Origin of the sequence: Cerasicoccus sp. TK19100, assembly GCF_027257155.1 — a bacterium.
GTDB lineage: Bacteria > Verrucomicrobiota > Verrucomicrobiia > Opitutales > Cerasicoccaceae > Cerasicoccus > Cerasicoccus fimbriatus.
In genome coordinates this window covers 122986-148061 of sequence record NZ_JAPWDU010000004.1, presented here as the reverse complement: position 1 = coordinate 148061, position 25076 = coordinate 122986, and the positions used below count along the sequence as shown (strand labels likewise).

At 58.5% G+C, this 25076-nt stretch carries 22 protein-coding genes; 15 read left to right on the top strand and 7 right to left on the bottom strand.

Annotated features, from left to right (window positions below; translation table 11 throughout):
* Positions 1-39: 39 nt before the first annotated feature.
* From pheT to O3S85_RS10750, 8 genes are all read left to right on the top strand, one after another.
* Positions 40-2469: a phenylalanine--tRNA ligase subunit beta gene (pheT, locus tag O3S85_RS10785; RefSeq protein WP_269540307.1), complete on the top strand. Its 2430-nt coding sequence runs from the start codon at positions 40-42 to the stop codon at positions 2467-2469.
* Positions 2470-2690: 221 nt separating this feature from the next.
* Positions 2691-3191 (top strand): YciE/YciF ferroxidase family protein, encoded by a 501-nt coding sequence (locus O3S85_RS10780; protein WP_269540306.1) that lies wholly within the window; start codon positions 2691-2693, stop codon positions 3189-3191.
* A gap of 27 nt (positions 3192-3218) precedes the next feature.
* The gene (locus tag O3S85_RS10775) at positions 3219-3683 is read left to right on the top strand and encodes a PA2169 family four-helix-bundle protein (RefSeq protein ID WP_269540305.1); all 465 of its coding nucleotides are present in this window, start codon (positions 3219-3221) and stop codon (positions 3681-3683) included.
* Positions 3684-3812: 129 nt separating this feature from the next.
* Positions 3813-4436, top strand: a complete 624-nt coding sequence (locus tag O3S85_RS10770; RefSeq protein ID WP_269540304.1) for a hypothetical protein — start codon at positions 3813-3815, stop codon at positions 4434-4436.
* A 29-nt stretch (positions 4437-4465) separates the two neighbouring features.
* Positions 4466-4753 (top strand): Asp-tRNA(Asn)/Glu-tRNA(Gln) amidotransferase subunit GatC, encoded by a 288-nt coding sequence (gene gatC, locus O3S85_RS10765; RefSeq protein ID WP_269540303.1) that lies wholly within the window; start codon positions 4466-4468, stop codon positions 4751-4753.
* Between the two features lie 5 nt (positions 4754-4758).
* Complete coding sequence (gene gatA / locus O3S85_RS10760; protein ID WP_269540302.1) at positions 4759-6219, top strand: Asp-tRNA(Asn)/Glu-tRNA(Gln) amidotransferase subunit GatA; 1461 nt, start codon at positions 4759-4761, stop codon at positions 6217-6219.
* Positions 6220-6250: 31 nt separating this feature from the next.
* A complete protein-coding gene (locus O3S85_RS10755; RefSeq protein WP_269540301.1) occupies positions 6251-7399 on the top strand; it encodes a class I SAM-dependent rRNA methyltransferase in 1149 nt (382 codons plus the stop codon).
* Between the two features lie 46 nt (positions 7400-7445).
* A complete protein-coding gene (locus tag O3S85_RS10750; protein ID WP_269540300.1) occupies positions 7446-8087 on the top strand; it encodes a hypothetical protein in 642 nt (213 codons plus the stop codon).
* Here the strand turns inward: O3S85_RS10750 and O3S85_RS10745 are convergent.
* The 4 genes from O3S85_RS10745 to O3S85_RS10730 all read right to left on the bottom strand — a co-directional run bounded on the left by O3S85_RS10745 (position 8084) and on the right by O3S85_RS10730 (position 14090).
* Entirely contained in the window at positions 8084-9337 is a 1254-nt protein-coding gene (locus tag O3S85_RS10745; protein ID WP_269540299.1) for a tetratricopeptide repeat protein, read from the bottom strand. The two genes, O3S85_RS10750 and O3S85_RS10745, sit on opposite strands and share 4 nt — an antisense overlap.
* On the bottom strand, positions 9338-10690 hold the full coding sequence (locus O3S85_RS10740) for an AAA family ATPase (protein WP_269540298.1): 1353 nt from the start codon (positions 10688-10690) through the stop codon (positions 9338-9340).
* A gap of 66 nt (positions 10691-10756) precedes the next feature.
* Positions 10757-12454 carry a beta-N-acetylhexosaminidase gene (locus O3S85_RS10735; protein ID WP_269540297.1) on the bottom strand — a complete coding sequence of 566 codons (1698 nt, stop codon included), beginning with the start codon at positions 12452-12454 and terminating at the stop codon, positions 10757-10759.
* 79 nt (positions 12455-12533) lie between these two features.
* Positions 12534-14090, bottom strand: a complete 1557-nt coding sequence (locus O3S85_RS10730) for a hypothetical protein (RefSeq protein WP_269540296.1) — start codon at positions 14088-14090, stop codon at positions 12534-12536.
* 90 nt (positions 14091-14180) lie between these two features.
* Here O3S85_RS10730 and O3S85_RS10725 point away from each other — a divergent pair, with 90 nt between their 5' ends.
* On the top strand, positions 14181-15563 hold the full coding sequence (locus tag O3S85_RS10725; protein ID WP_269540295.1) for a PQQ-dependent sugar dehydrogenase: 1383 nt from the start codon (positions 14181-14183) through the stop codon (positions 15561-15563).
* 62 nt (positions 15564-15625) lie between these two features.
* On the opposite strand, the gene leuC is transcribed toward O3S85_RS10725, so the two are convergent.
* Together leuC and O3S85_RS10715 are read right to left on the bottom strand one after the other, a co-directional pair.
* Positions 15626-17053 carry a 3-isopropylmalate dehydratase large subunit gene (gene leuC, locus O3S85_RS10720; protein WP_269540294.1) on the bottom strand — a complete coding sequence of 476 codons (1428 nt, stop codon included), beginning with the start codon at positions 17051-17053 and terminating at the stop codon, positions 15626-15628.
* Between the two features lie 154 nt (positions 17054-17207).
* Entirely contained in the window at positions 17208-17828 is a 621-nt protein-coding gene (locus O3S85_RS10715) for a PEP-CTERM sorting domain-containing protein (protein WP_269540293.1), read from the bottom strand.
* A gap of 290 nt (positions 17829-18118) precedes the next feature.
* Here O3S85_RS10715 and O3S85_RS10710 point away from each other — a divergent pair, with 290 nt between their 5' ends.
* The 3 genes from O3S85_RS10710 (at position 18119) to O3S85_RS10700 (ending at position 19633) form a co-directional block, all read left to right on the top strand.
* Positions 18119-18373: a hypothetical protein gene (locus tag O3S85_RS10710; RefSeq protein WP_269540292.1), complete on the top strand. Its 255-nt coding sequence runs from the start codon at positions 18119-18121 to the stop codon at positions 18371-18373.
* A 63-nt stretch (positions 18374-18436) separates the two neighbouring features.
* Entirely contained in the window at positions 18437-18772 is a 336-nt protein-coding gene (locus O3S85_RS10705; RefSeq protein ID WP_269540291.1) for a hypothetical protein, read from the top strand.
* Between the two features lie 57 nt (positions 18773-18829).
* On the top strand, positions 18830-19633 hold the full coding sequence (locus O3S85_RS10700; RefSeq protein WP_269540290.1) for an Hsp33 family molecular chaperone HslO: 804 nt from the start codon (positions 18830-18832) through the stop codon (positions 19631-19633).
* 2 nt (positions 19634-19635) lie between these two features.
* Here the strand turns inward: O3S85_RS10700 and O3S85_RS10695 are convergent, their stop codons facing one another.
* A complete protein-coding gene (locus O3S85_RS10695; protein WP_269540289.1) occupies positions 19636-22116 on the bottom strand; it encodes a hypothetical protein in 2481 nt (826 codons plus the stop codon).
* A gap of 118 nt (positions 22117-22234) precedes the next feature.
* Here O3S85_RS10695 and O3S85_RS10690 point away from each other — a divergent pair, with 118 nt between their 5' ends.
* From O3S85_RS10690 to O3S85_RS10680, 3 genes are all read left to right on the top strand, one after another.
* Entirely contained in the window at positions 22235-23557 is a 1323-nt protein-coding gene (locus O3S85_RS10690; RefSeq protein WP_269540288.1) for a tetratricopeptide repeat protein, read from the top strand.
* A gap of 80 nt (positions 23558-23637) precedes the next feature.
* Positions 23638-24093 carry a hypothetical protein gene (locus O3S85_RS10685; protein ID WP_269540287.1) on the top strand — a complete coding sequence of 152 codons (456 nt, stop codon included), beginning with the start codon at positions 23638-23640 and terminating at the stop codon, positions 24091-24093.
* Positions 24094-24226: 133 nt separating this feature from the next.
* Positions 24227-24991: a sugar phosphate isomerase/epimerase family protein gene (locus O3S85_RS10680; RefSeq protein ID WP_269540286.1), complete on the top strand. Its 765-nt coding sequence runs from the start codon at positions 24227-24229 to the stop codon at positions 24989-24991.
* Positions 24992-25076: the final 85 nt, after the last annotated feature.

Sequence of the window (25076 nt, the reverse complement as noted above, 5' to 3'; positions counted from 1 at the left end):
AACAATTTTCACCTGCCTCTTGCACCCAACAATTTTCCCATGAAAGTATCTTTAAACTGGCTGAAAAACTACGTCGATCTCGACGCCTCCGTGGATGAAATCTGCGAGGCCCTGCCGATGATCGGCTTGGAAGTGGAGTCCGTCGAAACTAAGGGCATGCCCCAGATCGACAACCTTGTCGTGGGCGAAGTCTTGAGCCGCGAGCAGCACCCCAATGCGGACAAGCTGGGCGTGTGCATGGTGAAGTTTGCCCCCGACGCCGAGCCGACGCAGATCGTTTGCGGCGCGTCGAACTACAAGGTGGGCGACCGCATCCCTGTCGCATTGGTAGGCGCGAAGCTGCCGGGCGATTTCAAGATCAAGAAGAGCAAGCTGCGCGGCGTTGAGTCCAACGGCATGATGTGCTCCGCCAAAGAGCTGGGTCTCGGCGATGACCACAGCGGCCTGATGATCCTGACCGACCGTCCGGAAATCGGCACGCCGATGAACGACATTTTTAAGGACAGCGACACCGTCATCGAGCTGGAGCTGACCGCTAATCGCGGCGACTGCCTGAGCCACATCGGCGTGGCGCGCGAGCTTGCAGCCTACTTTGGCAAGGATTTGAAAACGCCGGAAGTTTCCGACGCATCGGGTCAGGGCAATGCGCTGATCAGCGGCGTGGAAGTGACGACCGATGGCTGCCCGTATTACACCGCGCGCAGCATTAAGGGCGTGAAAATTGCCGAGAGCCCCGAGTGGCTGAAGAAGGCACTGACCGCCATTGGCCAGCGCCCGATTAACAACGTGGTGGACGTTACCAATTACGTGCTGATGGAAACCGGCCAGCCACTGCACGCGTTCGACGCGGGTAAAATCAAGGGTGGCAAGATCATCGTTCGCCAAGCCAAGGAAGGCGAGCCGATCACCACGCTCGACGAAAAGGAGCGTAAGCTGAGCGAGCAGATGATGGTCATTGCCGATGCCAAGCGCCCGCTGGTCGTGGCCGGTGTCATGGGCAGCCTTGATGCGGAAGTCGACGACAACACGGTGGATATCGTGCTCGAAAGCGCGTGGTTCCAGCCGGGCTCCGTGCGTTGGACCACACGCCGCCTGAATCTCTTTTCCGACAGCTCGCACCGCTTCACGCGCGATGTTGATCCGGCAGGTGTCGAGTATGCCGCCAAGCGCGCGATCGATTTGATTCTCGAAGTTGCCGGAGGCGAAGTCGTCGGCGATCCAATCGTTGTTGGCGAGCCGCCGCGTGGCGACCGCACCATCGACATCACCGGTGATTACGTGCGCCAGGTCTGCGGCTTCACCGTGAAGGACGCCGAGATCGAGTCGGCTTTTAAACGCTTGGGCTTTGTCGTGCAAAGTGACTCTGCATCGCAAAGTGAAGGCGTTGCCTGGCAAGTGACCGTTCCGAGCTTCCGCCCGGAGGTGGATCGCCCGATCGACCTAGTGGAAGAATTCGTCCGCCTCTACGGCACGGCGAAGATCCCCGAAGGCGCAGTTAAGGCAACGGGCCTCACCCGCGACGATGCGCCACTGGCCAAGTATAATCGCCTCACTGCCAATTTCCTGGCTTCAAATGGCTTTGCCGAGTGCTCGCACTACACGCTGGTCGACGGCGATCAGCTGGGTGCCTTTGAATACGGCGATCAATACCCGAACCTCAAACTGGCCAATCCGCTGACTTCGGAGATGGGCCACCTGCGCGCATCGCTGATCCCGGGCTTGGTCAAGGCTGCGCAGCTCAACCAAAGCCGCGGCAATTCACCAACGCGCTTCTTCGAGACGGGCCGCGTGTTCCGTTGGGGCGAAGGCGAAATTTTTGAAATCGCGAGCATTGCCTTCCTCTGGCGTGCGGATGGCGAAGGACGCCAGTGGCGCGAGCGCGGCGCTCCGGATTTCTATTCGGCGAAGGCCATGGTTGAGAATTTGCTCGGCCTCGGTGGCTTCAAGACGCCGCAGTGGGATACGACGGATCACCCCGCGTGGCAAGCTGGTCAGAGCGGCGGTGCCGGTTGCTGGTTCAAGGGCCAGTCGATGGTCCGCGCCGGCCTGTTGGACATGCAGATGCTCAAGGCAATGGAGGTCGACGGCCTGTGGCTCGGTGGCGAAATCCTTTTCCTCGCCGCGCGTCAACCGAAGTCCGACAAGGCAACGCGTTTCCAAGGCTTCAGTGATTATCCGGGCAGCGAGAAGGACCTCGCACTGGTGGTCGATGCTGCCTTGCCCGCGGAAGATGTTCGCAAAGCATTGGCCAAGGCCGCAGACAAATCCACCGCCGGCGCCTTTGGCGTGGAGGCCGTGGAAGTGTTCGATGTTTACACGGGCACGGGTCTGCCCGAGGGCAAGAAGAGCCTGGCCTTCAGCATTCGCTACCGTAGCCCTGAGCGCACGCTCAAGGATAAGGAGGTAAACTCCGCCTTCGACGCCGTTCAAAAAGCGATGAAAGAGGCCGGCTACGAAGTGCGCGGATAATAACCATTGAGGCATTGGTTGAGTGGCTACGGTGCCACTGCAAATTTCAACTATCTGGACCCTTGTATGATTGCATCATGCAGGGGTTCTTTGTTGGTGGATTTCTTTGAAAAGCTGTATCTCGCTCTGGGTTAAAGGGTTACTGGATTGGTAGGGCCAATTGGCATCGCGGTTGCAACTAGGTAGGGGCAATTAATCAACCACAAACCCTACTCAGAGTTATGAACCTAGAAGAACTGTATCAAGAACAACTCCAAGACATTTATAGTGCCGAAACGCAGCTGGTGGACTTTCTCCATCAGGTTTCCTGGAAAGCCCGCGACAACGATTTGAAGAAGGCGTTCGGCGACCACCTCGAAGAAACCAAGGGCCAGAAGGAGCGCCTGGAAAAGATTTTTGATCGCTACGCTGGTGTGAAGCCCGGTGGTCACGCCTGCCACGCGATGAAGGGTCTGATTCGCGAAGGTAAGGAGGCCCTCGATACCCACGGCGACAGCGAGATCATCGACGCCCACCTCGTGGCCAATGCTTACCGCATTGAGCACTACGAAATCGCCGCCTACACAACCGCAATTTCGATGGCTAAGGCCCTCGGTCACGACGAGGACGTGAAGCTCCTCAAGGAAAACCTTAGCCAGGAAAACGACGCCAGCGACGAGCTTAACAAGATGGCCGATGGCGGAATGTTCTCCAAGGGCCTGCACGAAGAAGCGGCCAGCTAATTCGCGCCAAACCTCACTTTAACTCAAATGAAAGATAAGTATATGTCATCCGTAAAATCCAAACTTGCCGACAATCTGAAACAGATCACCGAATACTGCAACGACTCGATCAGCGGCTACGAAAGCGCAGCTGACTCCATCGAGGAGGAAAACACGATCCTCGCGAAGCAGTTCAAGGCGCGTGCCGCCGAGCGAGTCATCCTCTCGCAACGCCTTTCCAACCGTTTGCGCGACATCGGCGAAGACGGCGAGGATAGCGGCACCTTCCGTGGCGCGATCCACCGCGGCATGCTCAAGCTCCGCGAAATCGTGAGCGGCAAGGATGTCGAGGCAGTCGTTAAGGAATGCCTTCGCGGCGAAAATGAGCTGCAGGATCTGATCGTGGAAACCAAGGAAGAGTGCAAGACCGACGGCCACACCACGGACTTGCTCAGCCAGCTCAACATGCACGTGGATCAGTCCATTCGCGAGTTAGAGGCCATCAAAGCCTAGCCCACGGCAGAAAATCATTTGACGAGCCCTCGGTTGATTCCGGGGGCTTTTCTTTGGCCGGTTGTCACGGCCTCGCCAAATACTTACTCGACAGAGCCTTATCGCCTGATTCTATTGTGCCCTTTCATCATGGCCCTCAGCGTGTTAGGTGATGGAAGACCTTTATTTACGATTGGATCGTCAATGAGCATGGAACACGTCAGATTTTGTTTTAGCAGTGACCCGAATATGGCTTATGAGGCGCATTGTGAGTTCCTGAAGCAATCTCCAAAGGTGAAGCAATTACGGAGAATCTTCCGAGGTCTTGTCATTGTGATATTGTTCGTTATATTTGGTTTTCTGAATGATTGGGGCACCAATGGACATACCATCGTTGCAGGTGTCTCATATGAGCTATTCCATCAAGTCACGATGCTTTTGATTCTTGGTGGGATTGCGGTTGGGGTCGGCTGGGGCTTATGCGCATTCTGGGAGCAACGGTTTATTCAGTCGCTGCGCCAAGATTTTGAAAAAGGGCCCATGGAGCGATATGAGCAAATTGCAGTTACTGCCGATTCAAGCTCCATCGAGATTAAGAATCCGGTCGAGACGCACGCGTATCAATGGCGTGTGCTTGGCAAATTTCTGATAACGAATAACTACCTCTTCCTGACTACGGAGGCTGGTGCGCGATTGTTTTCGATTCCACGGTCGATTATCACTGATTCCGAACTAGATAAATTAAGTTTGTTCAAAAAGAATGCTCTGGACTAGACCCCGGAAGACAGAACACTGACTTCATCATGGCCCACACCGAAATAGACATCGACAAAGTCGCCAAGCTCGCGCGGCTGGATCTTTCCGACGAAGAAAAGCAAACCTACGCGGCGCAGCTCGGGCAGGTGCTGGAGCACATGGAAAAGCTCAACGCGCTCAATCTGGACGACGTCGAGCCCACGGCGCACTCCTTTCCGTTGAGCAATGTGCTCGATGAGGATGAGCCGCAGCCCGGCTTCACGCCGGAGGAAGCGCTGCGCAACGCGCCCGCCGCCCGCGAAAACCAAGTCGTCGTACCGAAGGTAGTGGAGTAACCGCCATGGCAGAAATTTACGAACAAACCGCCGCCGCGCTGAGCGATATGCTGAGCAAGGGCGAAGTCAGCTCCAAAGAAATCATGGCCGCCTACCTGTCGCGCATCGACAATGTCGATGGCAAGGTGCGCGCTTTTAATTCATTTGATCGCGATGATGCGCTGCTCCAAGCCGATGCGGCCGACAAGCGCCGGATGGATGGCCTCGCGGTCGGCCCGCTGGACGGCATTCCGGTGGCGCTCAAGGACGTGATCGCAGTCAAGGACCAACCGCTGACGGCGTCGAGCAACATGCTGAAGGACTTTGTTTCGCCCTACGATGCGCACGTTACCGAGCTGCTCAAGCGCCAGGGGGCAGTGCTCTTTGGCCGACTGAATTTGGACGAATTTGCCATGGGCTCCTCCACGGAGAACAGTGGCTTTGCGCGCACCTGCAATCCGTGGGATCTGGAGCGCATTCCGGGCGGTAGCTCGGGGGGCAGCGCCGCCGCAGTGGCCGCCGGCGAAGCGCCGTTTACGCTGGGCAGTGACACCGGTGGCTCGATTCGTCAGCCGGCGTCGCTTTGTGGCTGTGTGGGCATGAAGCCGACCTACGGCCTGGTGTCGCGCTACGGACTGATCGCCTTTGCCTCGTCGCTGGACCAGATCGGTCCGTTTGCCAAAACTGTGGAAGACGCCGCGCTGCTGCTGCAGGGCATAGTCGGCCACGACCGCCGTGACTCGACCTCGATCAATACACCGGTTCCGGATTACCGCGCCGCGCTCAAGACCGACAAAAAATGGCGTCTTGGCGTGCCCAAGGAATACTTTGGTGAAGGCCTCGATCCGGAGGTGCGCGCGGCGATTGACGCAGCGATCAAGTCCTACGAAAGCATGGGCCACGAGATCGTGGAAGTCAGCCTGCCGACCACCGAACTCGCCGTGCCGGTTTACTACATCCTGGCACCCGCGGAGGCGTCCTCGAATCTCTCCCGCTACGATGGCATTCGCTACGGCCACCGCAGCCAGAAGGCGAAGGACGCGATCGATGTTTACTACAAGAGTCGTGCAGAAGGTTTTGGTGCGGAGGTAAAGCGTCGCATCATCCTGGGTGCCTACGTGCTTTCGAGTGGTTATTACGACGCCTATTATTTGAAGGCGCAAAAGGCGCGCACGATCATCCGCAACGACTTCAATGCGGCCTTTGAAAAGTGCGACGCGCTGCTGACGCCCACCTCGCCAACGGCCGCATTTAAGGCCGGCGAGAAGACCGATGATCCGCTCTCGATGTATCTCTCGGACATCTTCACGATCAATGTGAACCTGGCCGGTTTGCCCGGGGTAAGCGTGCCCTGTGGTTTCACTTCGGGAGGTTTGCCAATCGGTCTGCAGATCATTGGTAAGGCTTTTGAGGAGGCCGAGATGCTCGCCATCGCTCATGCTTACGAGCAGCAACACGACTGGTCCAAGCGCATGCCTGCGCTCTAGTCGGTCATTAACTTTGCAATAGAAAGTATTTATGCCGGAACTCCAACTTAAGCCCGGTAAGGGGCCTCGCGCGTTGCACGGTCACCCGTGGGCGTACGCCAGTGATGTAAAAGGGCTGCTGCCCGACGCAGCCAACGGTAAGGCCGTTGAGCTGAAAGACTCGCGGGGCAAAAGCCTCGGAATGGGGCTTTACAATGGCCACTCGCAGATTGTCTGGCGTCGCTATTCACGTGACGCGGTGAAGCTGGATGCCGCCTATCTGGAAAGCGCGATCGGTGCCGCAATTGAGCGCCGCAGCGACGATGCGTTTCGCCGTGTCGTGTGGTCGGAGGCCGATGGCTTGCCCGGCCTCGTGGTGGATCAGTTTGCCGACGTGCTTGTGGTGCAGCTTTTGACGCTGGGGATGGACGACCGCCGCGCCGAGATCGAAGCCGCGTTGGAGAAACACCTGTCGCCGCGTGAGATCATTTACCGCAACGACGCCCCGAGTCGCCAACACGAGGGCCTGCGCATGGAGACCACGACTCGCTCCGGCGAGCGCCTGCCAGCGCAGTGGTTCGAGATCGATGGCGTTGCGTATTATCTCGATTTGTATGCGGGGCAGAAGACGGGTTTCTACCTGGACCAGCGCCGCGAGCATTTGCGCATCGCCGGGCTGGCAAACGGACGGCGCGTGCTGGACGCGTTTTGCAACCAGGGTGCCTTCGGCCTGCAGTGTGCCAAGGCGGGCGCGGCCTCGGTGCTCGCATTGGATATCTCCGCCGACTGCATCAAGGCGACCAAGCTCAACGCAGGTAAAAACCAGCTGACTGTCGAGGCGCAGGAGGCGAACGTCTTTGATTGGTTCACGCAAAACCGTGACGGCCAGTTCGACCTGATCGTGCTCGATCCGCCAAGTTTCGCGCGGAACAAGAAGGCCGTAGCTGGTGCCTTGCGTGGCTACAAAGAGTTGAACCTGCGCGCGATGCGACTGCTGTCGCCGGGCGGAATTCTGGCCAGCTATTCGTGCTCAGCCAATGTCGGCCTGAACGAGTTTCTCGACGTGGCCCAGCAAGCTGCAGCGGACGCCAAGCGCGATGTGCGGTTGATGGAGATCACCGGTCAACCGGCGGACCACCCTGCGCTGCTCAACATGCCCGAAAGCCATTACCTCAAGGGTATGGTGCTGGAGGTGCGTTAAATTTTTTGCGCTTGGAGCCTTGGGGTTCTCTGCCTACGTTTCGCCCATGGAAGAAAATGCGGTATCGCCGGAAATGTGGATAGCCCTGGCCGGCATGCTCGTGCTGTTGCTCGGGGTTGCTGGCGCAGCGATTGTTTACAATTTGAAACTGAACGCAAAACTGGTGCATCAGTTTCGTTTGCTGAGTGAGAAGTTCGAGCTGGAGTTGACCATTCCTGAGGCGACTATGGGCGGGATTTATCGCCGTAGCCCTACGCTTTATGGGCGTTGCCGCGGGCATGAAATGTCGATCTTCCCCAAGGGCTATGGCCTCGATAATACACGGCAGACGGATGTCGCCGTGCGCATTACGACGCGGGCCAATGCGAAGCTCCACCTGACCTTGGCGAAGCGAAATTTAGCGGGTAAGCTGGGGCAGGTCGGCCGCCTGAAAGAGGTCCGCACGGGCGACGCGAGCTTCGATGACGTTTTTTCCCTGAAGTGCAACGACGCCGAGGCTGCGAAGCAGCTGTTCGACGAAACCTGGCGCGCCAAAGTGGCTGCCGAGTGGCCGAAGGAGGACAGCTTTTTAACGCTTCAGGACAGCATCCTCACGCACTTGAAAATGGGCCTGCCATACGATGACGCGGCTCGCCAGGAGATCGAAGCGATGACGGAGTTTTGCTTGGATTTGTCGGACTACCTTTAGAAATTACGCGAGAGCGCGGCGGGGCCGATCCAACTGAAGGCGACGAGGATGTAAATGGCGATGTCGCGCACGGAGTGGACTTGCGGGATGTCGAAGCCCATGAAATGCATGATCGTCGAGACGGATAGCAACAGCATACAAACGAGCGAAATCGCCACGCAGATGTTGAGCTTTTTGCCCTCTAGCCGCCCCGCGTAAGCCAGCGGCAAACAGCAGAGCAGGAAGCCCACGCCGATCAGGAACAACGGGTTTTTGCCGAGAAATGCGAAGTAGGAAATCATCGTGGCGAAGCCGAGCACGCACGTGGAGCCGACCGCGACGGAAATCCATTTTTGGCTGGTACTGAGAATCTGCCGTCCGCGTCGGTCGAGCATCAGCAGTAGATTGAAGATCGCATCGCCGGCCCAAGTGAGCAACACGAGGCCCATCCATAGGGTTACGATGACGCCCGCCAGTAGCAGGTGACCTTGGGAGACGAGAGTTCGCCAAGAGATTTGATAGACAACAAAGGCCCCCACCAAGACTGCGATCCGCATGCTGGGCTTCAGCCCGGTCATGAAAAAGGAATAGGCCAGCAGCGCCCCATAGATCGGGCTGCGCGCCTTCATGGCGGCGATCAGGCCATCGCGCGCGTAGGTGTAGTTCGGCTCGCGGCGGAGGGCCTCGGTAAAGTGGTTGAGCGCGGCCTCGCGGTCACCCGCCTGGAGCTTGGCCCACCCGGCATTGGTATGGGTGTAAACATCGTCGGGGTCGCGGGAGAGCGCGCGGCCAATGGCTTCAAAGGCCTGGTCGCCTTGGTTCAGATAGAGCAGGGCGCGGGCGCGGGCGTTCACGCAATTGCCTTCTTCCGGATCTTTTTCGAGTCCTTCGTTGGCAAAACGCAGTGTGTTTTGCCAGTCGCCGTCGGCACCGTAGCTCCAAGCGAGAATGCCGTAAACCGCCGCATTGTTGGGGTCGAGCTCAATGGCTTTTTCGCAGTCGGCGCGAGCCTGTTTGTTGCGCTTTTGGCTCAGGAAAATGCGGGCCCGGGTAACGAAGCATTCGGCTTCGTCTGGGGCCATGCCGATGGCCCGATTGACCGACTCCAGCGCTTCGTGTGGCTGGTTCAGCTGCATGGCCGCTTGCGCAATGATGATGTGCGCACCCACAGAATGCGGGTTCTTAGTCAGCACTTCCTGAGCGGCGCTTTGTGCTTCTTTGTAGCGCTTGATTCTCAGCAGCTCGAAGGCGCGATGTAGTGAGTCCGTCATTTAGCGTTTCAGCTTCAGGTGCTCAAGGATGTCGTCGTAGAGGCCGCTCTGATTCGCGTAGAGCGCGTAATTTTTCGCCGTGGCAAACCACTCGCGGGTGCTCGGCTTGATGCGCTTGGCGGATTTTAACAGGTCCTTTGTGGTCAGCGGAACGAGGTCGCCGCGCTTCATGGCTTCTTCCAGTTTGGCCTCGATGGCGTCGTCCACCAGCCCCTTGAGGTCCGCCCCGGAGTAGCCATCAGTCTTCTTGGCGACGGCTTCGAAATCGATCCGGTCTGCGGGCTTGTCGCGCAGCATCACTTGCAGGATCGCGGCGCGGGCGGGCAGGTCAGGCGGGGGGACGAAGATGATGCGGTCAAAACGGCCCGGGCGGCGGAAGGCCGAGTCGAGGTGCCACGGGGCATTGGTCGCGGCAAGGATTAGCAGGCCATCGTTGTTTGAATCGACGCCATCCAGCTCGGAGAGAAACTGGTTAATCGTGTTGCGACCGGCGCTTTGTTTGAGGTCGGAGCGGCTGGCACCGAGCGCGTCGACTTCGTCGAAAAACAGCACACTGGGCGTGTGGATGCGGGCCGAGGCAAAAATTTCGTGAAGGTTCTTTTCGCTCTGGCCGATCCACATATCGAGCACATCGTGGAGGCCGACGGCCATGAAGCTGGCTTTGACTTCGCCGGCGGTCGCGCGGGCGAGCAGTGTCTTGCCGCAGCCGGGAGGGCCGTAGAGCAGGATGCCGCCGCCAACGGATTTGCCATAAGCCTTGAAGAGGTCGGCATTGGCCAGCGGGTGGATGACCTTCATGCGGATCTGGTCCTTGACTTCGTCCATGCCGCCTACGTGGTCGAAGGTCATATCCGGGGCTTCTTTTTCCAAATAACCGGCACCGGGGATATCGCCAGCGGGCACGCGCATGGGGCCATCGGCGTCGTCCTCGGAGTCTTCAAGAAGGAAGGGCGAAAGTTCCTCGTCGAGCGATTCGTCCTGCATGTTCGGATGGTCCGCCAGCAGGTCGCGGTAAACTTTTGCGGCTTTGACGAGCTCGGTCGTTTGCGCCAAGACGCGCGCGTAGAGCAGCTTACCCTGTGCGGTCAGGCGATCGGCGCGCTCCAGTGACTCCAGCACCACGAGGGCTTCGGACTGCTTATGCTGCTGGAAGTAAGCCTCGGCCAGGAGCACGTTTAGCTCGCTGTTGTTGGCCTCGATTTTGAGCGCGTCGCGAAACTCGGTTTCGGCGGCCGAGAAGCGCCCGAGCTTCATCAGGCGTGCGCCCAAATGCTGCCGCAATGCAACATTCTCTGGTGAGAATGACAGCGCCTGCCGCAGCGCCTGAATTTCCTCAGGTTCATCGTTTGCCATAAGTTTTGATATGCTTGGTATCCGCGTCGTAGGGTCAATTCTGTAGTTCCCGAAAAGTCGGGCCGCCTACATTAAACGGCGGAGGATGTTGCTGCTTTCGTAGAGCCCGCCCACGCGGCTGCGGCGAATCCAGAGCTTCTCATATTGGCCAATGATTAAGGCCAGCTCTGAGCGCAGGCCGGAACTGAGGCTAAACTGGCGCGGCGAATCGGTGTGGCTCTTCACCGCGAGGCATCGCTGGGCAGCGAAGCGCGTCATATCGATGGCCAGGTCGAGCTCGTCGCGCAGCCAGTCGGCGTCTTCAGCGTGCAAATTGGTGCTATTGAGCGAGGCTTCCCACTCCCAGGTCTGGCTGACGACGGCCTCCAGCACAGATTCCGGGCAGTCGGCCAACTTGACGATCAGCTCCTCCACCGGCAGGCGAAGGCTCGTGCAGAGGAAGCTCTGGTTGCGCATTTTTACGGGCAACAGGCGGTCGACATCGCCCAGCTCCAGCAAGACGGTCGCAGCGGTGCGGTCCTCGCCCTTGAAAAATAGGCGATTAATTTGCACCGTAAGATCGAGGTTGCTCTCGGCATCGCCATACCAGCTAAAGACACCTCCAGCAACTAGGCCCGGGAACGCGATGGGCCAGGTTTGCGGGTGCCCGTTGTCGCCCCAATGCGTCATGAGCAGGCCGCTGGCTTCATGGGTGAGGCCGTGGCGCGCGGCGGAGCGGACGTTTTCCAGCATGTTACGGACGCGACCCGTAAAGCTGTTCCAGGACGAGTCACCCGGTGCCACGTAATAGGGGCGGTCGGTGCTGGCGACGGTTTCGCACTGGGTGTCAAAGGGGTGGTCGGCCTCGTAGCCCCAGATGATCGGCAGCACGCCAGCGGGCAGTTCATCGATAAAGGCCGGGTCTTCGAGCAGGATGTCCGCCCAGCACATGGGGGCGGCATTGTGGTTTTCTGCCAGCTCGCAAACGCGCTTGAGGAAGCGCGCGTAAATGGCGTGCTTGCCCTCGACTTCAGTTTGCGGCGCGCTCCAGCCCTGGCCAAGCTCCCAGGGCTCATCACCACCGACGTTAAACTTCGTGCTCGTAAAGTGCGGCAGTAGCTCGTCGTAAAGTTCGTTGAGGAAGCTCAGGCTTTCCTCATTGGGGCGCAAGGTGGTGCCGTGGCTGCGCGGGCCGGTGATGGGGTGGGTAAAGCCGTCCGGGCATTCGGCCAGCTCCTGGTATTCCTCGTGCTTGAGCCAACGCTCGAAGTGGCCGAAGGAATTCTGGTTGGGCACCAGCTCGATATGGCGGTCTGCGCAGTAGGCGTCGAGGGCCTCAATCTCCTCGGCGGTGATCGGCGAAGCCATGCCCCACACGGTTTCGTGCCCGGCGTAGGCAAAGGTATGCTCGGTGTAGAGCTGTAGCTGGTTGTAGCGCAGCGTGGCCAAGGTGTCGATCAGCCGGTAAAGCTGGGGCATCGTCGGCACGCGGTCGCGTGAGATGTCGAGCATGTAACCCCGGTTGGTAAAGTCGGGCCAGTCGCTGATCTTGAGGCAGGGCAGGCCGGCTTCCGGCGACTGTTCGGTGATCTGCTGAAGCGTCTGCTCGGCGTAAAAGGCACCCGCGGCATCCGCGGCTTCGATGGAAATTTTGCCAGGCTCGATGGTTAAGCGGTAGCCCTGTGGCGGAATGCTGCGCGCGCCGATGGACAGCGATGAGGCGACATCGCCGGGGCAGGAACCTTCGTTGATCTTGATTTTTCGCGGTTCTGGAATGAGCAGCATGGTGGCGCAATTTTTGTGTTTTCCAGGCTGGGGTCAAATGGGATTTCTTACCTAACGCTAATTTTGCGAAACGCTTGGATTAGCCATTATTGAGCGCATGGAGGGTTTTAAGAACAATGGGTTCGTCTGGTGCCAGCGTGGCGCGTTGTCGATAGAGCTCACGGCAGATGTTTTCGTAAGTGGCGGGTTTATCCGCTACTTTGCACTGCAAAGTTTGGATATAGCGGATAGCGCGGTCGATCAGCTTGTTATTGCTGGGTTTTACGTAGGTCATCAGGTTGCCCTCGTAGCGTCCCAGCCGGCCCATGACCAATGTGGAGTGCGCGTTGAGCAGCATCTTGAGCAGGGTTTGTTTTTCGAGCATCGGCAAGCCCGCAGGCACGGCTTCAGCGGCGAGTCGGCCTAGTGCCCAAACAATGCCACCGTCTACGTCATCGATGCCGAAAATGTGGTGCCGTGCCTCACCGCAGGACATGGCACGGTTGTGCGCGGCGTGGGCGCTGATGTCGTAACCCATCAGTCGCTCATGGCGGGTGACGGGCAGGTCGTCGGGCCAGGTCAGGCAGCGCGGCTCGCGGCGCAGCAATCGCTGCCAGGCGGGGCCGACGTGGCGCTGTTCCGGGATCGACAAATAGCATAGGCTGAGCGGTTCGGTGGTTTCGCCGAGCGTGTAATTCTCAAACACCGGTAAGGAAAACGTCGGCGAGCGCTCAGTGGTATCGGTCAACACGGTGACGCCGAAGTCCTCCGTCACGTAGAGGGTGCGGTCGCCCTGTTGGTAGATTTCGCTTTCGCGCAAGATGAAGTCGCTAAGAAAACCCCAGTTCAGTTTATTAACCGAATCGGTAAAACTAGCCAGCCGCTGGGCAAATTGGGTGGACGCGTCTTGGGTATTCTGCGCGGCCAGCTCCAGCGCCAGGCCAATGCAGTATTGGAGGACGGTGGTCGACTGCATGCGCGTGCTGCCGGCTATGCCCATGGGGCCGACGGCGAGGTTCCACTTGCGAATGGCGGGGTTGTCCAGCACACGGCGCGAGCGCTCGACCAGTTCATGCAGAATGGCGTCAGGGTTGCAGTAGCAAAACCACGGGGTCCGGCGGCTGATACGCGTGGCTTCCTCGGTCGCGCCAATGACCCACGGTGTCTCGCCGCCCTCGGTCGAGGCAATGAGTAAGTCGTTTTGGGTAAAGCCCAGCTCGCGCAGTTGGCGCGCACCGTAGCTAGGAAAGTCTTCAAAGCCTTCGATGGAGCGGATCAGCGCGGCATCCCCGCCCGCCATGAACCCGATTACTTTGTCTTGCAAAGCTTCCGGGACGAGCCCCTCGCGGCAGAATGTTTCCAATGCGATGGACAGCCGCCCGGTGGCACCGCAGCCTGCCAGGAAAATCCGCCCGCCGTCGGCCCACGTTTCGCGGATCGAGGCCACGACCTCCTCCGTCGGGGTGAGCCGTTCTGTCAGCGTGGCCAGCGCCTGCTGGTCCACTGCCTTGAGCGCACTGACGGCGGCTGGAAGGTCGGACTGGCATTGGGCCGATAAGTTTGCCGTCAGCGGATGCGGCTGCTCGGTGTCGAGTTTGCCCAGTTGGAAATCGGCGGCGCAGGCCAGGAATTCGTCAGCGGTGTCAGCGGTTTTCACAACGCTAAGCATGGACGGCTGGTGGGGATTGTGCGATGGTAATTTACCGTTGGTGATTGCCGACTCGTATTTTTCTGCTATGGGTTCGGCATGAATCGTTCGTTGCTAGCTGCGTTACCCCTCATCATCACCGGGCTTTGCGAGGCCAAGCAAAAAGTCGATGAGTTATACGCCCAGCACTGCCAGATTTGCCACGGCGAGAAGCTGGAAGGTGGTCTGGGAAAGTCCCTGATCGACGGCGTATGGCGCGGCGATGGCTCTGCTGCTTCGCTGACGGAAATCATCCGCAACGGCCAACCTGAGCTTGGTATGCCGCCCTTTGGCGAAGTGCTTTCCAAGGAGGAAATCCGTGGGCTGGTCATCTACATTCAAGAGAAGGAAAAATACGCGCTGGAAAATCCACCGCGTCCCGAGCCCGGCACCAAAGATGTTTACCATGTGGCCGGCGAACGCTTCCGCCTGGAGACGGTGGCCAGCGGCCTTTCCACACCGTGGTCCGTGGCGTTTCTGCCGGGGGGGCGTTTTCTGGTGACGGAGAAGCCCGGGCAACTGCGCATCATTGAGGCCGACGGCGAGGTCGGCCCGCCAATCGAGGGCATCCCCGAAGTCCGCGACAAGGGGCAGGGCGGTTTGCTCGAGGTGGCGCTGCATCCGGACGTTGCGGAAAACCGCTGGGTGTATTTGTCCTTTGCCGATCCGAAGGGCGATGCGCAGATGACTAAAATTGTGCGCGGCCGGATTCGGGATAATCGCTGGGTCGACGAGGAAACGATTTTCGAAGCGCCAGAGGAATTTTACACCAATCGCGGGCACCACTTTGGCAACCGCATTGCCTTCGATAAAGACAACTACCTGTTCTTTAGCATCGGTGATCGCGGGCAGCAGGATCAGGCGCAGGACACCACGCGCCCCAACGGCAAGATTCACCGCATTCACGACGATGGCCGCATCCCGAAGGACAATCCCTTTGTCGACGACGGCTACCCGACGATTTGGAGCTACGGCAATCGCAATGCGCAAGGGCTCGATTTCCACCCCGAAACCGGGCAGCTCTGGGAGAGCGAGCACGGCCCGCGCGGCGGTGACGAGCTCAATGTGATCAAGCGTGGCGTCAACTACGGCTGGCCGGTCATCACCTACGGTATGAATTACAACGGAACACCGATCACCAGCGAAACCGAGCGCCCGGGCATGGCGCAGCCTGTGACTTACTGGACGCCATCCATCGCCGTGTGCGGGATCGATTTCTACGAGGGCGACGCCTTCCCTAGCTGGAAGAACAAGCTGTTGGTCACCTCACTGCGTCAGCAGGAGCTTCACCTGATCACGCTTAATGGCGAAGAGGTCGTCCGCGACGAGATCATCCTCGAAGACCGTGGCCGTCTGCGCGACGTGGGCAGTGGCCCCGATGGAGCCGTCTATCTGGTGCTGAACAGCCCGGACGAGCTGGCGCGCCTGGTGCCCGTGGAGTAGCCTCAAAAAAGCGCCGGTCCTTAGGGGAACCGGCGCTCTTTGTTGGAAACTTTGGCTGCGGCTTAGACGCCGACTGGCTCAGCGACTTGCTGGAACAGCTCGCGGGCGTCGGTGACCTCGCCGGTGATGGCGGCGGCGGCGACCATGACCGGGCTCATGAGGAGCGTGCGGCCAGTCGGGCTGCCTTGGCGGCCCTTGAAGTTGCGGTTCGAGGAGCTGGCGCAAAGTTGGTTGCCGATGAGCTTGTCCGGGTTCATGGCCAGGCACATGGAGCAACCGGCACCGCGCCATTCAAAGCCGGCTTCGGTAAAGACTTTGTCGAGGCCCTTCTCGATCGCGATAGCCGCGACGACTTGCGAGCCGGGAACGACGATAGCCTTCACATGCGGGGCGACTTTCTTGCCCTTTACGTATTGGGCGACTTCCTCGAAGTCACTCAGGCGGCCGTTGGTGCAGGAGCCGATGAACGCGACGTCGATCTTTTGGCCGCGAATCGGAGCACCCTCAGTGAGGCTCATGTATTCGTAGGCTTCCTCGGCAGTGGCGCGGTCGTGTGAGCTGAGGGAGTCGAGCATCGGCATGTTTTCGTCGACGAAAATGGCCTGCGCAGGATTGATGCCCCAGGTGACGGTCGGCTTGATGTCGGCAGCGTCGATGTTGAACACGTCGTCGTATTCGGCGTCGGCGTCGGAGGCGTAGGCCTTCCACTTGGCGACGGCGGCATCCCACTCAGCGCCCTTGGGCGAGTAGGGGCGGCCCTTGAGATACTCGAAGGTCGTTTCGTCCGGGTTGACATAGCCGCAGCGTGCGCCGCCTTCGATGGACATGTTGCACACGGTCATGCGCTCTTCCATCGTGAAGTTGTCAAAGACTTCGCCGCCGTATTCGTAGGCGTAGCCGAGGCCGCCATTTACGCCAAGCAGGCGGATGATGTGCAAGATGACGTCCTTCGCATAGACGCCGGGGCCGAGCTGACCATTGACGTTGATGCGGCGCACCTTGAGTGCGTTCAAGGCGAGGGTCTGGGTGGCCAATACATCGCGGACCTGGCTGGTGCCGATGCCGAAGGCGATTGCGCCGAATGCGCCGTGGGTGGCCGTATGGCTGTCACCACAAGCAATGGTGGTGCCGGGCTGGGTGATGCCCTGCTCGGGGCCGACGATGTGGACGACGCCCTGCTTGCCGGTGTTGGTGTCAAAGAAAGTGATGCCGTTGTCCGCGCAGTTCTTGCGCAGCTCTTCAATCATGGCTTGGGCGAGCGGGTCGCTGTAGGGCTCGATCGCTTCGTTGGTCGGCACGATGTGGTCGACGGTGGCGAAGGTGCGCTGGGGATACTTGACGGTGGCACCCAGGTCACGAAGCATGCCGAAGGCTTGCGGCGAGGTCACCTCGTGGATGAGGTGCGTGCCGATTAACAGCTGCGTTTGGCCGTTTGGCAGTTTGCGTACGGCGTGGTCTTCCCAGACTTTATGAAAAAGCGTTTTGCCCATGATCAATCTATTTAGAAACATTCCAAATTAGACCCCTGAGCGCCACAGCGTCAAGGGGGAATGAGTTTTGCGTATAACTGTTCTGCATTTGGTCGGAAAAAGGCCAAGGCTTCCGATGGGGAAGCCTTGGCTGTTTAAACTATGTGGTGCGGAGTTACGCGGATTGCTTGCTTTTGCGTTTCCGGCGCATCCAAAGGATTCCAGCCAGTGAGCTAAAGCCGATCATGGAAATGATGGCTGCTGGTTCGGGCACCGGCGTGATGGGAGGCGTTGTCCCGATCAGGACATTGACCGAGTCAGCGCCCCAAATCCAGCTGTAGGTTCCCGGGACGGCCATGAGGCTGGCAATGCTTTGCCCAGAATAAACCTTGCTGAAATTCAGTACGTAGGGGGCTGAACTGTAGCCTACCGGCACACCCACGAAGGGCGTAAAGCCGCCGCCTTCATCACCTTGAACGAAGAAGGTGTCTCCCACGGCTCCGGGGCCTGATACTGACCCGACGCCAGCACCGAAATTTGCCGGGTAGGAAATGAAGTCGGTGTAGAAATCAAAGCTAGCTCCAAGGGCAATGTTGACCACATTGGGGCCGGCGGTGGCGATGAAGTCTCCGCTGTAGCTATTTAATGTGCCCGAATAGGTCAGGCCCGTTAAATCAAGCTGACCAGTCGCGGTAACACCCAAGTTAGGCCCTGTGTCATATATGTAGATCGTTAAGGCAGCCTGAGCCGTTGAAACGAGGGATAGTAGTATAATAGGAATAATATGCTTTTTCATGAGAGGAGTTTTATTACTGGTATGATTAACCGATGGTCAAACCTAAAGGGTATGGCCTATATGGTTAGTTCTTTTTGCCTTAATCCGAGTATTTGTCTCTTGGGTCGCGAGATCGTGATGATTGCGGTGAAACGATGTTTGCCAGTGGTTGACTCACCCGCTTGAATCACGCGATGTCCGTTATACGACCAGATCAAATTGAGCGGCTAACGGAGTTGCGCAGACGGTTTCCGCCGAATCCAAGTGCGCGGGGCGAGGCGTTTACTGCCCATGACTCGAAGCATCCCACGATGAGCTTCGAGCAGTTCCAGCGTGAAGTGACCTTGCTGAAAGCCGACATCTTGCGGTCGGGGTTAGCGAGTATTTTGCAGGTGATACTAGTCATGATTGCGGCGACGGTGGTGCTGGGGTTTATCTTCCACCGGGCGTTCTTTGCGGCGGCTTTGTTTGTCCTGCTTGGCGGCAGTTCGATGTATTTCATGCGCAAACAAAAGAATGTGGAGCTCGTGCACGAACTGGACCGCGAGCTACTGGGGCGGGAATAAATGATGAAACCATCCGAAAACAGACCCAAGGGTGTGCGGCTCGATCCGAGTAAGATCGCCTCCATGGATGACACCGAATCACGGACTCAAGAGCTACGCAGCCGTCGTGAACGTCGGGAGCAAATGAGCAAAGAACGTCTTAAATGGACTTGGGTTTTGTTCCTGCTGCTGACGCCGCTGCATGCGTTGATCCTCAATTTTCTATTGCCGGTGATGCTGGCGAGCGGCCACCCACGGGCGTTTCGTACTGCGGTTCTTCTCTCGATGGCACTGGTCTACCCAGTCGCAGAATGGTGGTGCCGACGTTTCCGGCTAACGGTGCCTAATTTGGCTTCGGCATTTGGTGGCGCATGTGTCTTATCCGCGGTGTTGAATTTCTACTTTTTCGATTTCTCGTAATTCGATTTTGCACACTCAAGCTTGCCCCGGCACCCGATGTGCTAAAAAAGTGCCGTGATGGATGAATCGTTATTTGGCCAGGAGTCGGAGCACACGCGGGTGGAATCCTTGTTTCTACGCGGTAGGAATATTCTGCTGACGCGGGCGGACTTCGCGCCGCTCATCGAGCAATGGCGCGCGCACATGCAAAAGCATCACTTGGACGCCCCCGTCGAACTGCAAAACCTGTTTCAGCGGGCGCTGGGCTGTTTTACGCTGCACTGCGTGTCGCGGCCGCGCCGCCAGACGCTTTCGTGGACGATTAACTTTCAGGAGCCGCTGACGAACCTCTTCCTGGTTGGCGATACGGATGAAGACACCGTCGCCGGGCGCATCTTCACGGAGAATGTTGCCGAGGCGGAATACAACAGCTTCTACCAGGAGGTCGGTAAGCGGGGCGAGGAACCCTACCGCAGTTTTGTGGACTTCGAGGGGCGCGATCCGATCCATGCTGCGCAGGAGTATTATCAGCGTAGTGAGCAGCGGCCGGCCCGCTTTTTCCAGTTGTCCGAAACGCAGTTTGCGCTGCTGTCGGCGCATCCGGATTGGAACCGCGACTGGTTTTACCGCGTGCAGGAAGATGACATCATGCGGCTCGATGATTTGGAAGACCTGCACACGATTGAGACGCGTTTCGTGAAGTGGGAGTGCGGTTGTAATGACCAGCGTATCTTTGCGGCGCTGGAGCCGGTGTTCCGTCATCAGGCGGACGAGCTCTTTGCCGGGGACGACATCATCACCGTCAACTGCCCGCGCTGTGCTGCGAAATACGGGGTGACGCGCGAGGCCCTGGAAGGCTGGTGCGCGCTCCAGGATCAGTAGCGTTACTCGGCGGTCTGGCCGAAGCGTGTGATGAGGCGGACGAATAGTCGCTCGGCGCTGACAAAAGTCAACTGGACCGTCTGATAAGGTGAGCCAGCGGTCACCTGCGTATTGCCGTTAAAGGGCGCAAACGGAGGGTCCAGCGTAGTGCTTTGTTCGGCCTGATAGGAAAGGAGCGGGTTGTCCGAGCGGAACTGAAACTTCAGCTTATACAGCCCGCCATCTGCCTGCACCTGGGGCGGTGTTGTCGGGGCGAGCGGATGCCCGTTGAAGGCGTACTCCTGAAGGTTGGTCAGCGTGTCGCCATCGGGGTTGGCAGTGAGCGCTGTGTAGGCCGGATCGGCTAATTGCCCGGCGTCCAAGTAGAGCGACAGCCAGCCCGCATAACTGGCGATGCCGGTCGTGACAGGGATAAACGTGAAGTATTCGTCGCCGTGGATCAGCGTGGCTTGCAAGGCATCATCGTAATTATTTTGCAGATCGCGGCGGAAAAAGATCATGAGCGAGTAGCTGCTGTTGACGGCAAAGGTGTTGGCCGGAATTTCGCCACTCAGGCCGTCTGGTGCAATGTTTTCGAGCGCAATCGGAGTCTGTGGGTCCGCGGAGTTGACGACCTCGATAGATACGTTGTCCGCCGATGCGTCGATCCCGGTCCAAGACAAGGGGATCGGCAGGCTGGGGTCCAGAGAGTTGAGCAGGTGGCTGGTCTCCACGGTGATCACGGGAGCGGCCTCTGCCTGGAGTGCAAAGTCGTAGGGCACGCTCTGGGACAGGTTGTCAATGGTCGTCTGGAACAGATAGGTCTCATACGGGAAATCGCTTAGCGCCGTCGGCTCATCCGCGTAGAAAAGCAAACTCTGCATCAAAAGCGGATCTGATGCCTGGGGGGTGAGGGTGGTCTTCACGGTTTCACCTTCCAGCACGCTGGCGGCGGTCAGACTGTCCGCACTGTCCTGGGTCAACCGCACACGAACGGACGACAGGACGTCGGGCGTGTCCGTGTTGCCATTGGCGAAATACGTCCCGCGGTAAATTGCAGCGGAGGCGACGCCGAGCCAATTACTCAGGCTGGTTTCGACAGAAAAATCGACCACGTGTGCCACTTGCAGATCGATGCCATTGGTTACGCCGTTGCTGGCAGTCAGGGTTAGTGTTGCGTCGTATTGGGTGTTCTCGGCGAGCGCGGTTGCCGGAATTTCCACCGCGATGCTTGATGCCGTGGCATGGGTTTCTTCAATGGTGGTCACGACTGCGCCGTCCTGATCGTAGAAGGTCAGCGTGGTGGCCAGGCTGGTGCCGACCATATTGTTTGGGACGTTTACCATGAGCGCGAAATCCAAGTCCGGCGCGATTGCTTGCGCGGCCTCCCAGTTGGTAATGAGGGGAGTGTTGGTCGCGGGGTTGAGGTCCCAGTTGACCATCTCCGCGCGGGTGTTGCCAGCGCTGTAGCGAAGGCCCACGGAAAGCAGGCCGCTGACGAAATTATCCAGCTCCTCGTCGCGGAGTTCATACGCAAAGAGGGTTTCGTCGTTCTTGTCATCGGGTAATTTTTCGAGGGCGTAGCCTTTGCGCACATCGAGCTGGAGCAGCGAGGCGGCGGCGACGTTTGGGTTTTGCGCCGTGGGGATGCGAGCCAGCAGGTAGTCCTTATCGGCCAGGGGCTCGCTCGGGCTCGGGCTGGTCTGTTTCCAGTGGTAGTAGCGCGTTAGCTCTGCGAGGAAATCCGGATAGGAGCCCAGCGTGCGAAGCTTTACCCAGGTTTCGTTCGAATACTGGGAAACCACGCGGTAGTCGTTGAACGTGCCGACCTCGGACCAAGTATCCGGGCTGATAAACTGAATGCGCGCAACATACTCACGGCTGTTGCCCAGCGTGCCGCCCGGAATCTGCAAGGTGTTCGAGGTGCCTGCGTATTGGCTGACGTGAACGCCGGACAGCGCAACCGGATCGATGACGGTCAACTGAATGTAGTTTTGCCAGCCCACACCGGCGCTCCCGATTGCCGACTGAGTGAGCGAAAGGTTAAAGTTAAACGGCGCATTAATCGTGCTCAGTTGAGCGAAATTACTAACCCGTGGATTGGCCCCGGAATACCAACCGGTAGAGGTAAAACGCACGTTGGCGTTCTTCGGGAGCTCTCCCAGTAGCTGGGTGGTGAACTCATAGTAGAAGATGTCTTTATAAACCGCCTCCAGTGCATTGACGTCTTCGAAGGCAACAAAACCGCGATATTGTCCCGTGTCGCGAAACTGAATCGGGACGTTTGAGAAATTTGCCGAAAATGAGGCCTGGAGTATATCAGTGTTTCCCGTTCGGCTAAAATAGTAGTCGAGGAACGCGCCATGCTTTGGCATGGAGATGCCGGAAGTCTGGTCTTGATAAAAAATCTGCCTCTTCTCCACGTAAAAGCCGTCCAACTGGCCGCTGGCAGTTCCCGCGACGAGATAGGCTATTACGAAAACACAGAATTGGAGGGCGCGCATGATAGCGTTTGTGGATAAGTAAACAGTGCGAGTCAACCACAGGGTATATATTCCCTGAAATGTTACGCAGTACGCTTCTTGATTGCGTTGTGCGTGCGCGTAACGTTAGTTCTTGCCCGTGCCTGAATATACTACACAGCGCGGATTGGCGGTCTGGGCGGAGTCCCCGGAAGCGGTTGACGCGATTGAAGCGTTTGAGACGAATTTACTCGGCATCACGCCGGAGGTGGAGGCGATATTTGCGCACGCCAAGCAGTTTCAGGAAACGCCGCTCATTCAGGCTTATGCGGCAGCGGCGATGCTCTACTCCCAGGCTGCGTCGGGCGTCGCGCAAGCGGCGGAATTCCTGCTCGCCGCGCGCCGCAGCCTCTACGGGGCCAGCACGCGCGAAGTGGTTTTTGTGGAGGCGATTGAGCACTTCCAACGCGGGCAATACCATGCCGCTCTGGAGAAGCTGGAGCGGGTGACGGTGGACCACCCGCGCGACCTCGTTTCGGCCAAAATCAGCGAGTTTCTTTACTACACATCGGGCCAGCATTTTAATGGTGAACGCTTCCTGTGGCATATGATGCGCCTGCGTGAGGCCAATGGCGATCACCCGGGGTTTCTGTCGATGCTGTCCTTTGCCTTCGAGCTCACCGCGCGCTATGACGACGCCCGGCAGGCCGCGGAGAAATCCCTGGAGCAACAGCCAGGGCAACCCTGGTCCCACCACACGCTGGCGCACATCCTGATCCGCACCGGGCAGGTGGAGGAGGGGGCTCGCGAGATGGAGCGCTTTGCCCCGTATTGGAAAAGCTGCGCGCGCGGCATCCACGCGCACAACGCCTGGCATCAGTCGCTTTTTTATCTGGAAAATGCCGACTGGGCCAAGACCGACGTAATCTTGCGCGGCGACATCTGGGGCATTACTCCGGATTACGTGGGCGAACAGATCGACGCCATTGCGCTGCTTTGGCGGATGGACATGGCCGGGCAGCCGGCAGACGATGTCTGGGCGGATGTAGTGGCCAAGTCCGGCGAGCATGCCGGCGAATGCTTGATTCCCTTTTTAGATGGGCAATTCATCTACGGACTGGCGCGCAATGGACACGACGACGCCGTTGAGGCCGCCATTGCCCGAGCACGCGAACGCGCGGCACAGAGTGACCACGAAGGCCGCGAAATTTGGTGCCCCGTCGGCGCGGACTTTGTCGAAGCCTGCGCTGCCAGTGGCCGCGGTGATCACCAGCGCGTGGTTGAGCTGATCGAGCCAATCGTGGACCGCCTGCCCATGGTGGGCGGCAGTGACGCGCAGGACGACTTGTTCCGTCTGGCCTATTTCAATGCGCTGGCCGGTGCGGGGCGCAAGGCGGATGCCCGGCGTTACTACGACCTCATCGCCCCCGCCAAAAGCACCCGCACCGCGCTTGATGAGCTGATGCTGGCAAAGTGTAACTAGCACATCGATCTGCCAAAAAATCGACGTCAGCCAGTCGCTTTAGCCTTTAACCTTTAGGCATTAGCTATAAACCTCGCGCCATGGATTATCGTATTTACTTGGTTATGCACTTTGCGGGCATCTTGCTCGTGTTTCTGGCGTTTGGCAGCATGATTGCGCGTTCGGCGCTGCAGCCGGACAACGTTTCGTGGCGCAAATTTGGTGGCATCACAAGCGGCATTGGTCTGGTGTTTTTGCTGGTCGGTGGCTTCGGGCTGTTGGCGAAATTTAACTACGGCTTCCCAGGCTGGGCGATGATCAAGTTTGTCATCTGGCTGGCCCTTGGCGCGATGACGGCGTTCATCAATAAAAAGCCGCAGGCTGCCAAGCCTCTCTGGTGGGTGACGCTCGTGCTCGGTCTCCTGGCCGTGCTCACGGTGACCTTTAAGCCGCTGAGCGATGTGGGCATTAAGCCGCATCGTGGCGACGATCCGGTTGGTCACGTGGAAGACGCGCTGGAGTCCGCCAAGCAGTCTGTCGAAGACGCAGGCAACTAATTGCACCGCAGGCGTGGGCTTATAAATTGCCACGTCGCGCGGCAGACCTTACACGTGTTTGAATTTGGGGTTGCCCTCGGCACCGCCCCAATAGTAGACCTGAATCTTTCTTTAACCCTCAAAAAGAAATCCCATGAAAATCAGCCAAGTTGCCGCCCAACTTTTCACGCTGCGTGACTTCTGCAAGACACCGGAAGACATCGCACAGACGCTTAAGAAAGTCTCTGACATCGGCTACCAGGCCGTGCAGGTCAGCGGCTTTGGCCCGATCGAAAACAGCGAGATCGTACGCCTTTGCAAGGAGAACAACCTCGTCATCTGCTCCACCCACGAGCCCAGTGACGTCGTCCGCAAGGAGCCCCAAAAGGCTTGTGACCGACTCAAGGAACTCGGCTGCAAATACACTGCCTATCCTTATCCGGCGGGTGTGGATTTCTTCAGCGAAGACTCGGTTAACGAGCTCATCGCCGACCTGAAGAAGGCCGTTGAAGTCTTTGAACAAAACGGCCTCGTGCTGACCTACCACAACCACGACATCGAGTTCCTGCGCATGGGCGAGGGCACCATCCTCGACAAGATTTACAACGAGTGCCCGATTCAGGCCGAGCTCGACACCTACTGGGTTGCCTCCGGTGGTTGCGATCCCGAGCGTTGGGTGCGCAAGGTGGCTGGCCGCACTCCGCTGATCCACCTGAAGGACTTCAAGATGACCGGTGCCAAGGAGCACATCTTCTGCGAAATCGGCTACGGCAACCTCGACTTCAAGGGTATCATTGCCGCTGCTGAAGAGGGTGGCTGCGAGTGGTTCATGGTTGAGCAGGACGTCTGCCCGGGGGATCCGTTTGACTCGCTCAAGATGAGCTTCGACTACATCAAGGCGAATCTCGCCGAGGGTTAATCCAAAGTCGTCAAATAGTTTTACTAAACGCCGTCCCAACGCTGGGGCGGCGTTTTTTCTGCCTCGCTTGGGCCGGGCGATTGGC

Bases quoted from the DNA above. Each gene is read 5' to 3' on its own strand.
- O3S85_RS10705 (WP_269540291.1), top strand. From the start codon at position 18,437: ATGGATGACACCGAATCACGGACTCAAGAGCTACGCAGCCGTCGTGAA.
- gatA (WP_269540302.1), top strand. From the start codon at position 4,759: ATGGCAGAAATTTACGAACAAACCGCCGCCGCGCTGAGCGATATGCTG.
- O3S85_RS10725 (WP_269540295.1), top strand. From the start codon at position 14,181: ATGAATCGTTCGTTGCTAGCTGCGTTACCCCTCATCATCACCGGGCTT.
- O3S85_RS10770 (WP_269540304.1), top strand. From the start codon at position 3,813: ATGGCCCTCAGCGTGTTAGGTGATGGAAGACCTTTATTTACGATTGGA.
- leuC (WP_269540294.1), bottom strand. From the start codon at position 17,053: ATGGGCAAAACGCTTTTTCATAAAGTCTGGGAAGACCACGCCGTACGC.
- O3S85_RS10715 (WP_269540293.1), bottom strand. From the start codon at position 17,828: ATGAAAAAGCATATTATTCCTATTATACTACTATCCCTCGTTTCAACG.
- pheT (WP_269540307.1), top strand. From the start codon at position 40: ATGAAAGTATCTTTAAACTGGCTGAAAAACTACGTCGATCTCGACGCC.
- O3S85_RS10775 (WP_269540305.1), top strand. From the start codon at position 3,219: ATGAAAGATAAGTATATGTCATCCGTAAAATCCAAACTTGCCGACAAT.
- O3S85_RS10735 (WP_269540297.1), bottom strand. From the start codon at position 12,454: ATGCTGCTCATTCCAGAACCGCGAAAAATCAAGATCAACGAAGGTTCC.
- O3S85_RS10695 (WP_269540289.1), bottom strand. From the start codon at position 22,116: ATGCGCGCCCTCCAATTCTGTGTTTTCGTAATAGCCTATCTCGTCGCG.
- O3S85_RS10685 (WP_269540287.1), top strand. From the start codon at position 23,638: ATGGATTATCGTATTTACTTGGTTATGCACTTTGCGGGCATCTTGCTC.
- O3S85_RS10780 (WP_269540306.1), top strand. From the start codon at position 2,691: ATGAACCTAGAAGAACTGTATCAAGAACAACTCCAAGACATTTATAGT.
- O3S85_RS10710 (WP_269540292.1), top strand. From the start codon at position 18,119: ATGAGCTTCGAGCAGTTCCAGCGTGAAGTGACCTTGCTGAAAGCCGAC.
- O3S85_RS10750 (WP_269540300.1), top strand. From the start codon at position 7,446: ATGGAAGAAAATGCGGTATCGCCGGAAATGTGGATAGCCCTGGCCGGC.
- O3S85_RS10680 (WP_269540286.1), top strand. From the start codon at position 24,227: ATGAAAATCAGCCAAGTTGCCGCCCAACTTTTCACGCTGCGTGACTTC.
- O3S85_RS10740 (WP_269540298.1), bottom strand. From the start codon at position 10,690: ATGGCAAACGATGAACCTGAGGAAATTCAGGCGCTGCGGCAGGCGCTG.
- O3S85_RS10755 (WP_269540301.1), top strand. From the start codon at position 6,251: ATGCCGGAACTCCAACTTAAGCCCGGTAAGGGGCCTCGCGCGTTGCAC.
- gatC (WP_269540303.1), top strand. From the start codon at position 4,466: ATGGCCCACACCGAAATAGACATCGACAAAGTCGCCAAGCTCGCGCGG.
- O3S85_RS10700 (WP_269540290.1), top strand. From the start codon at position 18,830: ATGGATGAATCGTTATTTGGCCAGGAGTCGGAGCACACGCGGGTGGAA.
- O3S85_RS10745 (WP_269540299.1), bottom strand. From the start codon at position 9,337: ATGACGGACTCACTACATCGCGCCTTCGAGCTGCTGAGAATCAAGCGC.